We start from the raw sequence: 14381 nt of genomic DNA on the forward strand, positions 1-14381 counted from the left end.
GAGGTGGTAGTTTTCTGACTGGTCAGTATCAGGATTGCGTGGCATGTCTGACAGCAAAGCGACGGACACGATTAAAAAACACGAGGTAGTCATTGTTGGCACGGGCTTTGGAGGTCTGTGCGCCGCCATTGAACTTATGAAGCGCGGCATTGAGGATATTGTGCTGCTGGAGCGTCGTGATTTTATGGGCGGGACCTGGATGCAGAACCGCTATCCCGGTGCGGCAGTCGATGTGCAATCGCCGCTCTATTCTCTGAGTTTTGAGCCGTACGACTGGACGCAAATGTTCGCAGAGCGGGACGAGCTTGAAGCCTATACTACCCACGTTATTGACAAGTACCGGCTAAGGGAAAAAACATGGCTCAACAGCCCGGTGACGGCAATGCAGTGGGATGGGGTTCCGCAACGCTGGCTGATCGAGGTGAACGGGCAGCCTGCGCTGTCGGCGCAATTTGTGATTAATGCCAGCGGTCCGCTGAGTACCCCTGTTATCCCTGAGTTTCCCGGTCAGTCGCGTTTTCGCGGTGATGCGTTTCATACCAACCAGTGGAATAACAGGGTGGATTACCGTAATAAACGGGTTGCCATCATTGGTAGCGGCGCCAGTGCCGCGCAGGTGATCCCGGCTATTGCGCCGGGGGTAAAGCACCTGACAGTATTTCAGCGAACCCCGCACTGGGTGCTGCCCAGACCGGACTACCGGTTTTCATCCTGGCAACGCAGGCTACTGCGCAACCCCCTGATCGCACGGTTGTTGCGATGGGGAATTTACTGGGCGCTGGAAGCACGGGTTATCGGGTTTAAATATTCTCCCCGCCTGCTTGACTGGCTGGCCGGCAGGCCAGCACGCCGTTTTATTGCCAGTTCGTTTGACGATGAAGACATGCAGCGCAAAGTGACCCCTGATTTTACGATTGGTTGTAAGCGGGTCATTTTGTCAAACACCCTGTACCCGGCCCTGAAGCGCGAGAACGTGACACTGATGGACAGAACCCATGGGATTGCCTCGATTGATGAAACCGGGATCAACACGACTGATGGTCAGCATATTGATGCGGACATTCTGGTTTATGCCACCGGCTTTGATGCAACGGACGGCCTGATTTCTTATCCGGTAACCGGGGAGCAGGGGCAAACACTGGCATCGCGCTGGGAAGATTATCCACGTGCTTATCTCGGGACGACCATTCCTGATTTTCCCAATTTTTTCGTGGTAACGGGACCGAATACCGGGATCGGCCATACCTCCGCCATCTTTGTCATCGAATCGCAGATGCGCTATATCCGGCGCTGTATCGAAGAAACCCGGCAACGCGGTAAGCAGGCCATTTCGGTAACTGCGGAAGCTGAAACGGCTTACACCACCAAAGTCCATCGTGAAATGGAAAAGACGGTATGGCACAACGGCGGCTGTCATAGCTGGTATCAAAGCAAAAGTGGCAAGGTGATTGCGATGTTTCCCGGCTTCAGTTTTTCATTCAGGCGCCTGGCATCGCGGTTTCGGCCACAAGACCATCGATTTAGTTAACTCATAAGGAGACCATGATAATGCTGGGACAATGGCTGTATCGCGCGGTAACGGCACTGGAAGCAAGGTGGTACGGCTTTCGGCATCAGCATCAGTGTGTCGGTGACACGCAACTGCACTGGTACGACTCAGCGCCGGATGACGCTGACAAGCCGGTTCTTTTGCTGCTTCATGGCTTCAGTGCAGACAAAACCCTGTGGCTGCGCTTTGCGCGTCATTTTACTCAGCATTACCGGGTGCTCATTCCTGATCTGCCCGGACACGGAGAAAGCAGCTACCTCCCGCGTGCCGGTTATGCACTGGATGATTATATTCGTATTCTGCTGCACTGGCTCGATAGTCTGGGAGTGTCACGCATGGTGATTGCCGGCAACAGCATGGGCGGACAAATTGCTGCGCAACTCGCTGCCAGTCATACGGCGCGGGTTGAACAGGTGATTTTATTTGATCCGTCCGGCTTATACGGACTAACGCCGTCGGAACATGATCAGCATTTAGCGCGCGGTGAGAATGTGTTTCTGATGACCAGCCGTGAAGACTTTCGGCGTTTTTATCCGATGACCATGGCGCGCCCGCCAGTGATGCCAGGCATAGTGCTGTCGGCACTGGCAGACGACTATTGTCGCCGGCGAAAGCAACTGGCCCATCTGTTTGACGATTTTATTGCTTCACCCGCTCCGGATGCCCGGTTTGCCTCGTCCGGCGTGCCGGTTCTGATCATCTGGGGCAAACAGGATCGTCTTACGCATGTAAGTGCCGCCAGTGCATGGCAGGTGCTCAGACCGGACCTTAAACTGATTGTCTGGGATGATCTCGGGCATATGCCAATGCTGGAAGCGCCACGTCGTAGCGCACATGCCGTGTCCGCCTTCCTGTCTGACTGTTGAAAAAATGATCTGAATCCTTACATTCTGCGTAAGGCAGACATCAACAGCAGAAAAGGTTGCAGTATGACATTCACTGACAGCAAGCCGACGCAAAAACTTCTGCTTAACGGACGAGCACTGATGACCTCAGAGGATGGTCTGGAAGAGGTGTTTAACAAACTACGTGGGGATACCTTCGCGGGGAACGGTTTTCTTTATGAAACCTACCTCATCATGATGGCACAGGCACTTCGGGTAAACGGGTGGGATGGTGAACTTACCTTTGTTGACCAGGACGGACGTCGCCATCATCACTTATTCAACTGGTCAGATACGGCGCCGGCACAACAGGCCGTTGGCTAAGCGCCGCCCCCGGGTGTTTACACGTTGAGGGTGAACACCTTCGAGTTCCGCTGGTAATTGTACAGTTCTTTCTTTATCGCCGGTAACACACTGATGTCTGCCGGCTCAAAACCGTGTTCCAGAAACCAGTGCGCAGTAACGGTAGTGAGCACAAAGATGCTGGATATGCCGGCGTCTTTGGCGCGTTCTCTTACCGCATCCAAAATTCGCTCACCGCGATTTTTCCCGCGGTAGTCCTGATGCGTTGCTACGCAGGCAAGTTCCGCACAATCATCATCCGGGTAAAGGTATAGTGCCGCGCAGGCGATAATCATGCCGTCACGCACAATCACGATAAACTGCGAAATTTCATTTTCCAGACGTTCACGAGAACGTTTAACCAGCACGCCGCGCTCTTCCAGCGGCTTGATTAGATTGAGGATCCCGCCCACATCTTCAATGGTGGCCCCCCGTAACTGTTCATAATGGTGCTCCATGACCAGCGAACCGGTACCGTCGCGGGTAAACAGCTCCTGCAGTAATGCGCCGTCCTTTTCATAACTGATACAGTGCGCGCGCGGAACGCCTGCCGATACGCTGGTCGTCAGCGCCGCCAGCACCGTGGGTTCGGTGGTAATGTCCCCCTGTGCTATCAGCTGCTCAAGCTGAGGACGCTCGATAGTGCGAAGCAGTTTACCGTCGCGATTGAAAATGCCGTCGTAGTTGGAGAACACGATCAGCTTGTCGGCTTTCAGGGCAATGGCTGCCTGCGTCGCGACATCTTCGTGTGAGAGGTTAAATACCTCTCCCGTAGTCGAATAGCCCATCGGGGACAACAGCACAATCGACCCGTCATTTAAGTGATCATTGATGCCGGTAGTATCCACCCTGCGCACTACCCCGGTATTCTCGAAGTCAATGCCGTTTCTTACTCCCAGCGGCATGGCCACCACCAGATTGCCCGAGCACACGCGTATCTGCGAACCGTGCATAGGCGAGTTCGGCAGGCCCATGGTCAGCAGCGCTTCCATTTGGGAACGCAGCGATCCCGCGGCATCTTTTACGCACTCCAGCGTTTGTTTGTCGGTGATCCTGACGCCCGACTCGAAACGCGGCGTTAATCCCCTGAGTGCAACACGCTGGTCTATTTGCGGCCGTGCGCCATGAACCACCACCACCCGCACGCCAAGACTGTTGAGCAGGGCAATGTCGTGAATAATGTTGGGAAAGTTGGGGTGTTCGATGGCCTCGCCGCCAAACATCAGCACAAAGGTCTTACCCTGATGTGCATTGATGTAAGGCAGTGAGCTGCGAAACAGTTTTATCCCGTCCTGATGGGCCAGCACCATGCGTTATTATCCTAACTTATCGAGCATTTCAAACTCGCGATACAGCGCCTGTGTTACGGTTTCGGTGCTGGTGCCGCCAAGCACGTTGCGTTTGTTGATACCGTATTCCAGTTGCAGTACCTCGTACACATCCTCATCAATGTCACTGCAGACACCCTGAAGTGCCTCAAGCGGCAAGTCTTCAATGGCGCAGCCTTTTTCCAGAGCCAGCAACACCGCTTTACCTGCAATGTCATGGCCGGTACGAAACGGAATACCTTTTCCTACCAGGTAATCGGCAAGTTCCGTGGCATTAGCGAAGCCCTGACTGGCGGCTTCACGACAGCGGGCTTCGTTCAGCGACAGCGAGTCGAGTACTTCAACGGCAATGCTCAGGCAAATGTGCCACTGGTTTACCGCATCAATCGCGCCTTCTTTGTCTTCCTGCATGTCTTTGTTGTACGCCAGCGGCAGTCCTTTCATAGTGACCAGCAGTGCCTGCAGCGATCCGAACACGCGCCCGCATTTGCCGCGCATCAGTTCCAGGGCATCCGGATTTTTCTTTTGTGGCATCAGCGACGAGCCGGAAGTGACATCATCGCCGAGTTGTAAAAAGCCAGCCTCGCCACTGTTATAAAAAATCAGGTCCTCGGCCAGACGGGACATATGCATCATGCTGGTGCTGGCAGTAAACAGCAGCTCCAGCACAAAATCACGATCCGACACGGCGTCCAGACTGTTCAGGCAGGGGCCGTCGAACCCGAGATCGGCGGCAATAGCATGGCGGTCAACCGGATAGGTGGTGCCTGCCAGTGCGCCGCACCCCAGCGGACACTGGTTAAGACGCGTTGTCATGTCGTCAAGCCGCGAAAGATCGCGTTTAAACATCTCCACATACGCCAGGCACCAGTGCGCGAACAACACCGGCTGCGCGCGCTGCAAGTGGGTATAGCCGGGGATAATCGCCTGCTGGTGGCGGGTAGCGACATTCAGCAGGGCACGGACCAGAGCAATCAGGTCGGCCCGTAAGGAAGCCGTATGCTCTCTGACCCAAAGCCGGAAATCGGTCGCAACCTGATCGTTCCGACTGCGGCCGGTATGCAGTTTACGCCCGATATCGCCCAGCTCGTCGATCAGTGCGGCTTCGACAAAACTGTGAATGTCTTCCTCGCTGCTCGCAGCAAAGTCGAGCTCGCCATTCAATGCCTTCTCGCGCAGTGCGCTGAGCGCCTGTTCAAGCTGTTGCTGCTCGTTATCACTCAGCACGCCGGCGTTTTTCAGTGCCCGGGACCAGGCAATGGAGCCGGTCAGATCCTGAACGGCCATGACCTGGTCAAACGGCAATGAATCGTTGACCTGCTTAAACATACTGCTGGCTTTGCCGGCGAACCGGCCTCCCCACAATGCCATGCTGCTCTCCCTTACTGCTTTTTCAGTGCTTCAATCCGGCTCGACAGACTGAACAGTCTGATAAAGCCTTCCGCATGCTTCTGGTCGTAGACATCGTCGGCACCGAAGGTGGCAAAGTCCTCGGAATACAGGCTGTTCGGCGAGCGACGCTGGGTGACGGTAGCCTGCCCTTTGTAGAGCTTAACGACGATGTCGCCGGTAACTTTTTTCGCAAACGACGCCGCGCCGGCGAGTAACGCGTGACTGAGATCAGTAAACCAGCGGCCGTCATACATCACATGAGAAAACTCCAGACCAATCTGCTCGCGGTATTTCAGTGCGGCTTTGTCCAGCACCATGGTTTCCAGCGCTTTGTAGGCTTTCAGCAGTACTGTGCCTCCCGGCGTTTCATAGCAGCCGCGCGACTTCATGCCAACCAGACGGTTTTCAACAATATCAATACGGCCAACACCATGCGCCGCAGCCAGAGTGTTGAGTCTGACCAGCGCCTGATACGGTGACAACGCTTCGTCGTTAACATGTGTAAGCTTACCCTCGTTGAAAGTCAGCATTACCCGCTCTGGCGTATCCGGTGCGTCTTCCGGGTCGACGGTTAATGTCCATACCTGTTTGGATGGTTCACACCATGGATCCTCCAGTTCGCCGCCTTCGTGCGAAATGTGCCACGCATTGGCATCGCGACTGTAGATTTTGGTGGCGGAGGCGGTGGTCGGGATATTCCGTTTGGCCAGGTAATCAAGCAGATCTTCGCGCGAGACCATGTCCCATTCACGCCATGGCGCGATGACTTTCAAATCTGGCGCCAGCGCTGCAAAGGTACTCTCAAAGCGTACCTGATCGTTGCCTTTGCCGGTGCAGCCATGGCTCAGGGCATCTGCTCCGACTTTACGGGCGATCTCGACCTGGGCTTTGGCAATCACCGGACGGGCCATCGAGGTACCAAGCAGATACTCGCCTTCATAGACGGCACCTGTGGTAATCGTTGGATAGATGTAGTCTTTTACGAATTCTTCTTTTAAGTCAACGATATGGCATTCACTGGCACCGGAAGCAATGGCCTTTTCATGCAAGCCGGTGAGTTCCTCATCACCCTGGCCTACGTCGGCGGCAAATGCGACAACCTCACAGCCATAGTTTTCTTTTAACCATGGGATGATGGCGGAGGTATCCAGTCCACCAGAGTAAGCCAGTACAATTTTCTTCACATTTTGCATTTTATGTCGTCCTTAAACGGCACTAAGTAGTTGAGTTAAAATGGCATTCTGACCGTGCATACGGTTCTCCGCCTGCTGCATAAGCAGTGAGGTGTCACCGTCTATCAGCGAGCTGGTGATTTCCAGATCGCGATGTGCAGGCTGGCAGTGCATGACATACGCAGCCCCGGTTTCTTTCATCAGCGTATCATTAAGCTGATAGGGCATGAATGTATCCTTGATGGCTGACAGCGGCGTTTCATCGCCCATCGACAGCCAGGTATCGGTATACAGCACGTCTGCACCGCGTGCCGCCGCGAGGTCGTTGCTGACAGTCACCGTTGCGCCGGTGTGCTGACCAATGGCGGTCGCTTTGCTGACAATCTCCGCGTCAGGTTCATGACCGGGCGGCGTAACCACCACCTGATGACAGCCAAGCAGCGCGCCGACCAGTAACAGAGAATGCGTCACATTATTGCCATCACCAATATAGGCCATGGTCAGGCCTTCTGTCCTGCCGAACCGCTCAAACAGGGTTAAATAATCTGCCAGTCCCTGACACGGATGATACCGGTCGCACAGCGCGTTGATCACAGGCACGCGTGCGGCAGCAGCAAACTGCTCAAGGGTATGATGTGAAAACACCCGCGCGACAATCGCATCGGCCCAGCATGCCAGGTTAGCGGCCATATCAACGGCATCTTCACGCCCGGCGAGCTTGCCGGCCTGACTGTCCAGGTACACCATATGGCCGCCCAGCCGGTTAATCCCAATATCGAAACTCACCCGGGTACGCAGCGAGGGCTTTTCAAATAAGGCCACCACGGACTTGCCTGCCAGTACCTGGCTGTAACTGTGTGGTGAGTTTTTAATTTCCACGGCCAGTGACAGTAACTGATGCATGGCATCGGGTGTCCAGTTGGCAAACGTCAGCAAATCCTGTTTCATTGTACATCTCCTGTTGGGGCGTCAGACGGCAACAAACGGGTACCGGTCTGGTGGGCAAGGATCGCGCTGACCGGCGCATCCCAGCTTGCAATAATAACGGCGCGACCGAGCGCATTGGCTGCGTCAAGCGCCGCATCGGTTTTCACTTTCATGCCGTCGGTAACCACACCGCTGTCAGAGAGCGCATTAAGTTCGCTGGCAGTGAGTACAGGCAATAACTGCCGGTTGCCGTCGAGCACGCCGTCGACGTTGGAAAGCAGCAGTAATTCAGCGCGCAGCAGTTTGGCAATGACCGTGGCAGCCTGATCTGCATTTATATTCAGCAGCCTGCCGTGCTGGTCGCAGCCGATAGAACTGATCACAGGCACAAAATGACCGGCCAGCAACGTCGTTAGCAGGGCAGGATCGGCAGGTGTGACGCTGCCTACCGCGCCGTATTTCTTATCCAGCGGTGTACATGTGACCATGTTGCCATCGGCCAGTGAAAGGCCTACCGGCGCCAGGCCACATGCTGCAGCAACTGCGCATAATGTGGTATTCGAGTGCCCTGCCAGGGCACCACAAATAAACGGCATGTCCTCATCGGGCGTGACCCGCAAACCATCAATTTTACGGGTAGGCAGCGACAGCTTTTCCATCCAGTGTTCTACCACCGGGCCGCCACCATGCACTAAAACAACCGTCCGCTGTGCACTGACTGCATGAATGCTGTCGAACAACCGGGTCATGGCGTCGTGACGTTCTAGCAGTGCGCCACCCACTTTGATGACAACCGGGTTTGCTGTCATGGCAGTAGTCCTGTGGCAACAGGCCACTGACAAACCAGGTTGGCGCACTGGATAGCCTGGGATGCTGCACCTTTCATCAGGTTGTCGATAGCACAGGTGATCACGGCATAGCCGCTGTTTTCGTCGACCACGTAGTGCACGTCTGCGAAGGGAGTATTCACCACATCGTCAATCTTAGGTTGTGAGCCACGCAAACGAACCAGCGGCGTCTCTTCGTAAGCACGCTGATAGGCATCGTGGATGTCACTGGCGGTGACGCCCGGGCGTATTTTCACCGTGATGGTGGCCAGGATACCGCGCTTAAAATTCCCCAGATGGGGGGTAAAAATAACCGGGACACCGAGATAGGCGCTGATTTCAGGCGTATGCCGATGGCCGAGCACACCATAGGCGTTGAGGCTGACTTCGCAAAAGCTGGTGGTCAGACTCGCCTTACGACCGGCGCCGGTGACGCCGGACACAGCATTGATTACCGGATACAGTGAAGGATCGATAAGTGCGTGGTGGATAAGCGGCTTCAATGCGGTCAGGCTGGCTGTCGGGTAGCAGCCGGGAACAGCAATCAGTTTAGCCGCTGCAATCGACTCTGCGTACCATTCTGCCAGGCCATACACGGCGTCATCCAGCAATCCCGGGTGGGCATGGCTGAAACCATAAAAGTGACTGAACAGCGCTTTGTCTTTAATACGAAATGCGCCGGACAAATCGAGGACCGTTGCGTTTGCGCTTCGCAGCACGGGCATCCAGTCATGACTGGCCTCGTGAGGGGTTGCCAGAAAGATCAGGCCGTCGCGACTGGCAAGCATGGCGAGCAGCTCGTCGTCGATGGGCGTCAGGGTGTGATTGAGATGCGCAAGATCACCATGCAATTCACCAATCGGCTTACCCGCGTCAGCACTGTTTGCCGACACGCAGGTATGCGTGAGTGTCAGGTGTGGGTGACGTTCAACAAGTTTTACTAACTGTGCGCCGGTATAGCCACTGGCGCCTAAAATGGCAACGTGAGTCATAAATTAAGCATGCGTTAAATCGAGAAAAAATCCACTTTTTACCTTTGTAACGGACTGACAAGTCAGCCGTGCTTACCGCGTTACAAAGGTAAAAAGTGTGCTACACGGTAAGCACGAACGTGCAACAGACATCGTCGCGCGTCCCGCCAGGCGTAGCCAGCCAGGGGAGAGGGAGCATTCTGTTTGTCATCAACCTGGGTGGTCGCACCCATGCTGTTACCTGTCATTGTGTATTCCTGTAAACCCTGTTCATCACGTTGTCAGCATCACACAACGGAATGAAGCATTTGTGACAATGCCAGAGTCTACTCAATTGGAATAAATATGCAATAAAAATGTATAAATATTTTATATTATTGTTTTGGTTATGCCAGTTCATCTTATTAAATTTCATAAGACTATGCCGTTGACCCCAGCATCGTTTGGGTTGAATATTTATATGTTTATAACGGTAAGGAACTGCGATGAGCGAATTTACAGTAGCGTTGGTCGCCCATGACCACAAAAAAGCGGAATTGCTGGACTGGGTGAAAAAACATATGGCGGTGATGCAGCAGTGCCGTCTGGTTGCAACCGGCACAACGGGTGGCATGATTCAGGAAAAGACCGGACTGACCGTTCAGCGGCTTAAAAGTGGTCCGCTTGGTGGTGACCAGCAAATTGGCGCGTTGATCGCCGAAGGAACGCTGGATGCGCTGTTCTTCTTCTGGGATCCGCTCAATCCGGCCCCGCATGATCCCGACGTAAAAGCATTGCTGCGTCTTTGTTCGGTATGGAATATCCCGGTTGCCTGTACCAGTGCGACCGCTGACCTGATGGTTACGTCACCACAGTTTTTGTCTGAGGCACATCGTCCCCCTCGTCCGGATTACGGAAAATAACAGGCCGGGTAATCATACCCGGCCATCCATTTATCCATGGCGGCGTGCTGATGCGTGCTCTCGCCGCCGTTCCAGCATGTCGCTCAGCGTCTGCTTCTGGGCGTCATCCAGTACGGCAAAGACCTGCTGCATTGTCAGCGCGCCCGCAATGGCATTATCAAGCAGACCGGCGCGGTAGGGCTCAAGCGCGGCCTGCCACGCAGATTCAGAGAAACGATCGCTGAACACTATCCCCTGCTGTGCAGAGCGAATGCTGCGCATGAGCTGGTGCTGCGCCGTGAACAGACTCTCTGCATCCTCAAGCAGCGGTGACACGGTTTCGCGCTGTTCCGGAGTCAGGTCCAGTTTATTCAGGAGCCTGTGCATGCGTGCTTGGGGTGGCAGACGTTCAGGTTGGTGTTGATTGAGTTTACTGATGAGCGTCGCCTGCTGTTCGCTATCAAGCAGGGCATACAATGCATGGTGCAGTTCAGCCCGTGCCAGCGCATGTTGCAGGCGCGCGTCGACCTGCTCAGTCACCGTGCTGCGTAGTGTCTTCTCGTCCTGTTCTGCCAGTGCAAAAAGTCGCGCAGCGTTTCCCCGTGGCGGCTGGTCGGTGCGATCTGCCCGCCACGCCTTCATGAGTGACTTTACCTCAGCGCGTTGCTGATCTGTCAGCGACAGCGACTGCATTGTTTTTATGATACCGCCGGCCGGGCGGGGGCTTTCATTGCCAGGATGGGCGATGGCACTGCCGGCGGTAAGAACCGAAGCGAGCACCAGTGTGCGGATAAGATGTGATGTCATAACGCGTCTCCTCGTTTTATCGACACTGACAGCCTAGCGTGCACAATGCAAAGCAGCGTCAGCAAAGTGTAAAGCTTGTGTAAAGACAGCGACATCCTGTGCCAGCCTGACGCGGAACTTAGTATGCTTAATAGTGTCGATGAGAAACAACGATAGCCAGTGGCCAGAACCGGAAAAACCATGACACTACACCATGCTCCCCAGACAAGCCTGTCGGATACCAGCCGGCCGTCCTTACAGTCCCTGCTGATCATTGATGACGATACTGAGCTGACCGCATTGCTGTCTGATTATCTCACCGAGGCGGGTTACCGGGTTGCAGTAGAGCACGATGGCCAGGCTGGCCTGGCAGAGGCTACCTGTGGCAGCAGCTACGACCTGATCCTGCTGGATGTCATGATGCCAAAAATGGACGGCTTTGACGTGCTGAAACGGCTGCGAACAACCCATACGACGCCGGTGCTCATGCTGACCGCACGTGGCGACGACTATGATCGTATTCTGGGACTGGAACTGGGGGCCGATGACTACCTGCCAAAGCCGTTTAATCACCGTGAACTGGTGGCACGAATTCGCGCTTTCTTCCGGCGCCAGGACATCGCGTTGTCGTCGGCGGGCGAGCAGCAGCTGAGCCTGGGCGGTGTCACGCTGTGTCACGCCAGTCAGTCGGTAGCAATTGATGGTGCGCCGCTGCAGTTAACCGGTACCGAGTTTGCCATCTTGCATCTGCTGATGCTGCATGCCGGTCAGCGGGTAACGAAACAAACCATCAGTGAAAAGGCCCTGGGGAAGCGCCTGATGGCGTATGACCGCAGTATCGATATGCATGTCAGCAACCTGCGCAAAAAAATGGCCGAACACTCGACGCCTGAACGAATCAAAACAATTCGCGGTGCCGGTTATTTGTTTGTTCAGCCATGAACGGTTTACTGAGGCAGCTTAATCCGACCCGCAGGCTGGTTGGCCGGGTTTTCCTGTGGTTCTGGCTGACCTGTCTGATCACCGCTGTCATTGCAGTGGTCAGCGCACGCTGGTTATCGGAGGAACTCAGCGTCGCCGCCGCCGCGCCAGAAGACATTACCTCGCTCAACCAGGTGGCAGCCATACTTGAGGGAAAGCGGGCGGCATACCGGCCACTTGACGCGATACTGACCCGGGTATCCCGTACCGTACGCGGCAATGTGGTTGCGCTCGATACACAAAGCGGTGACATTGTCCGTGGTATGGGGCCACCGCTGCGCCCTGATGATATCCGCGACCTTAAGCAGGCGGCCAGTCAGCGCTCACCTATCGCGCTTCGTCGCGGCATCGTGCGCATTACCGGGCCGGTCAGGGCTGACTATGACGGACGCGAACAGGCGCTGTTTCTGATGAGACTGGACGAACGCCCGCCGCACCGTCCCACCCTGTTTGTCATGATTGCGCTGGCCGTGGTGATTAGTGCAGCCCTGTCTTACTGGTTTGCCCGTTCTTTGGTACGCCCGCTGCTGACGATTCAGCATGCCACCGGCGAGCTTGCGCGGGGTAACTGGCAGTCGCGGGTAGGCAATGCGACAAAGCGAAAGGACGAAGTGGGTCAGCTGGCCCGTGACTTTAATGCCATGGCCGCTCAGCTCGAGTCAATGTGGCAGGCGCAACAGCGCCTGCTGGCAGACATATCTCACGAACTGCGATCGCCGCTAGCCCGACTGCAAATGGGGCTTGGCATCGCGCATCAGAAGAAAGTGGATCCTCAACTGCTTGAGCGGATCGAACGTGAGGCAGACAGGATGGAGAGTCTGATTGCCCAGTTGCTGACATTAAGCCGTACCGAAGCCGGCGCACTTCGTCGTCAGACCGTCGGCTTGTCAGCGTTGTGTGAAGACTGGCTGCAGGATGCGCAGTTTGAGGCAAAGGGACAGGATAAAGCGCTGACCATGGCTCCTATTCCTGAGCGTGCTGTGCGTGTTGACCCGGAGCTGTGTGTACGGGCACTGGAAAATGTGGTGCGTAATGCCATTCACTACGCCACGCAGCATGTCCATGTGCATGTAGCGGTGTGCGACAGATACTGGGAAATGCAGGTCTGTGATGACGGACCGGGGCTGACCCGGGAGGAATGCGGGAAGATTTTTGCACCGTTTTACCGCACATCTGACGCTCGTGAGCGGGAATCAGGCGGTGTCGGGCTGGGCTTGTCCATTGCAAAGGCCGCCATCGAAATGCATCATGGCAGTATTCATGCTGAACCTTTAGGTGAAGGGGGGCTAAAGGTCACCATGCGATTCCCCCTCGATGATACTGACGATGAACTGGACGCTGACAACGGAACGCCAACTTAACGAACATTTCACCACTACCCTCAATGACTTCTGGGAAAACCAGGTCGAGCAGGGCACCTTCATGGGCAAGGACAATATCACAGTGCATTACGCGTGGTGTATTCCTGCACAGGCCAGGCACACGGTTGTTATCAGCTCGGGTCGTATCGAGTCGTTGCTGAAGTACAAAGAGCTGATTTATGACCTGTATCAGAATGGCTTTGCGGTGTTCATTCCGGATCATCGTGGTCAGGGATTGTCAGGCCGCATGACACAGGACAGACAGCACGGTTACGTAGACTCCTTTGATGACTATGTTGACGACCTGCTGGCGTTTTGTCGCGACATCGTACTTCCGCGACAGGTCGGCAAGCGTTATCTGCTGTGTCACTCCATGGGCGGAGCCATCGGCGCACTGACGCTGATACGGGAGCCGGATTTCTTTGATAAGGCGGTACTCGCCTCACCGATGTTTGGTGTCAGGCCGGCCTTACCTGTCTGGTTGTCAGACTTGCTGATTGGTGTTGGTTTGCGCTGGAATCGCCTGCGTAAGCGGCAAAGTGGGTATTTCTTCGGGCAGACACCGTACGTTGCGTTTCCGTATTCGCTTAATAAACTCACTCACAGCAAAATACGTTATGCCCTGTTTCGTCAGCTGTATGATGACCATCCGCAAATCCAGCTGGGTGGCGTCACCAGCGAGTGGCTGGATGCGGCGCAGCAGGCAATGGATGCTATCGAGCGCCACGCGCGCACTATCACCACGCCGTTACTGGTATTCAGTGCCGATGGCGATACCATTATTGATAACCGTCGTCAGCGCCGGGTGGTGACAACCATTCCGGATGTGACTTTAAAAATTATCCCGCACGCGCATCATGAGCTGTTTAACGAAAGTGATGAGTACCGCAATCCGGTGCTGTCGGATATTTTCGACTTTTTTCACGCCGACAGTGCTTGAGGGCGCTGTTACGGTAAATTATGCTTAGCGCCCCTTTTTC

General features: G+C 55.1%; 15 protein-coding genes. 7 read left to right on the forward strand and 8 right to left on the reverse strand.

All coding sequences use genetic code 11. The features are described 5' to 3' along the window. Positions 1–43 precede the first annotated feature (43 nt). The 3 genes from AB1N33_RS04455 (at position 44) to AB1N33_RS04465 (ending at position 2757) form a co-directional block, all read left to right on the forward strand. Positions 44–1528: a flavin-containing monooxygenase gene (locus tag AB1N33_RS04455; protein ID WP_411270339.1), complete on the forward strand. Its 1485-nt coding sequence runs from the start codon at positions 44–46 to the stop codon at positions 1526–1528. 20 nt (positions 1529–1548) lie between these two features. Next, positions 1549–2415 carry an alpha/beta fold hydrolase gene (locus AB1N33_RS04460; RefSeq protein WP_411270340.1) on the forward strand — a complete coding sequence of 289 codons (867 nt, stop codon included), beginning with the start codon at positions 1549–1551 and terminating at the stop codon, positions 2413–2415. A gap of 63 nt (positions 2416–2478) precedes the next feature. Continuing rightward, a complete protein-coding gene (locus AB1N33_RS04465) occupies positions 2479–2757 on the forward strand; it encodes a hypothetical protein (protein ID WP_411270341.1) in 279 nt (92 codons plus the stop codon). 17 nt (positions 2758–2774) lie between these two features. Here AB1N33_RS04465 and argA read toward each other — a convergent pair whose 3' ends face one another. From argA to AB1N33_RS04500, 7 genes are all read right to left on the reverse strand, one after another. Then, positions 2775–4085: an amino-acid N-acetyltransferase gene (gene argA, locus AB1N33_RS04470; protein ID WP_411270342.1), complete on the reverse strand. Its 1311-nt coding sequence runs from the start codon at positions 4083–4085 to the stop codon at positions 2775–2777. A gap of 6 nt (positions 4086–4091) precedes the next feature. After that, a complete protein-coding gene (argH, locus tag AB1N33_RS04475; protein WP_411270343.1) occupies positions 4092–5474 on the reverse strand; it encodes an argininosuccinate lyase in 1383 nt (460 codons plus the stop codon). A gap of 11 nt (positions 5475–5485) precedes the next feature. Further along, entirely contained in the window at positions 5486–6688 is a 1203-nt protein-coding gene (locus AB1N33_RS04480; protein WP_411270344.1) for an argininosuccinate synthase, read from the reverse strand. Positions 6689–6700: 12 nt separating this feature from the next. Beyond that, on the reverse strand, positions 6701–7615 hold the full coding sequence (locus AB1N33_RS04485) for an ornithine carbamoyltransferase (protein ID WP_411270345.1): 915 nt from the start codon (positions 7613–7615) through the stop codon (positions 6701–6703). Then, complete coding sequence (argB, locus tag AB1N33_RS04490) at positions 7612–8403, reverse strand: acetylglutamate kinase (protein ID WP_411270346.1); 792 nt, start codon at positions 8401–8403, stop codon at positions 7612–7614. Before argB ends, AB1N33_RS04485 begins: the two co-directional genes overlap by 4 nt. Next, positions 8400–9413 (reverse strand): N-acetyl-gamma-glutamyl-phosphate reductase, encoded by a 1014-nt coding sequence (argC, locus tag AB1N33_RS04495; RefSeq protein WP_411270347.1) that lies wholly within the window; start codon positions 9411–9413, stop codon positions 8400–8402. Before argC ends, argB begins: the two co-directional genes overlap by 4 nt. 80 nt (positions 9414–9493) lie before the next feature. Further along, on the reverse strand, positions 9494–9640 hold the full coding sequence (locus AB1N33_RS04500; protein ID WP_411270348.1) for a hypothetical protein: 147 nt from the start codon (positions 9638–9640) through the stop codon (positions 9494–9496). A gap of 237 nt (positions 9641–9877) precedes the next feature. Between AB1N33_RS04500 and AB1N33_RS04505 the strand changes: the two genes are divergently transcribed. Continuing rightward, entirely contained in the window at positions 9878–10294 is a 417-nt protein-coding gene (locus AB1N33_RS04505; RefSeq protein WP_411270349.1) for a methylglyoxal synthase, read from the forward strand. A gap of 30 nt (positions 10295–10324) precedes the next feature. On the opposite strand, the gene AB1N33_RS04510 is transcribed toward AB1N33_RS04505, so the two are convergent. Beyond that, positions 10325–11080: a Spy/CpxP family protein refolding chaperone gene (locus tag AB1N33_RS04510; protein ID WP_411270350.1), complete on the reverse strand. Its 756-nt coding sequence runs from the start codon at positions 11078–11080 to the stop codon at positions 10325–10327. A 180-nt stretch (positions 11081–11260) separates the two neighbouring features. Between AB1N33_RS04510 and AB1N33_RS04515 the strand changes: the two genes are divergently transcribed. Genes AB1N33_RS04515 through AB1N33_RS04525 form a run of 3 tightly spaced genes read left to right on the forward strand, consistent with a single transcriptional unit; the run spans position 11261 to position 14341 of the window. Next, positions 11261–12001, forward strand: coding sequence for a response regulator (locus tag AB1N33_RS04515; RefSeq protein WP_411270351.1), 741 nt, complete (start codon positions 11261–11263; stop codon positions 11999–12001). Next, positions 11998–13401 (forward strand): ATP-binding protein, encoded by a 1404-nt coding sequence (locus AB1N33_RS04520; RefSeq protein WP_411270352.1) that lies wholly within the window; start codon positions 11998–12000, stop codon positions 13399–13401. Before AB1N33_RS04515 ends, AB1N33_RS04520 begins: the two co-directional genes overlap by 4 nt. Continuing rightward, positions 13367–14341, forward strand: coding sequence for an alpha/beta fold hydrolase (locus AB1N33_RS04525; RefSeq protein WP_411270353.1), 975 nt, complete (start codon positions 13367–13369; stop codon positions 14339–14341). The genes AB1N33_RS04520 and AB1N33_RS04525 overlap by 35 nt, the downstream gene beginning before the upstream one ends. Positions 14342–14381 lie beyond the last annotated feature (40 nt).

Origin of the sequence: Alteromonas nitratireducens, from assembly GCF_040812025.1 — a bacterium.
GTDB classification, from domain to species: Bacteria; Pseudomonadota; Gammaproteobacteria; order Enterobacterales; family Alteromonadaceae; genus Alteromonas; species Alteromonas nitratireducens.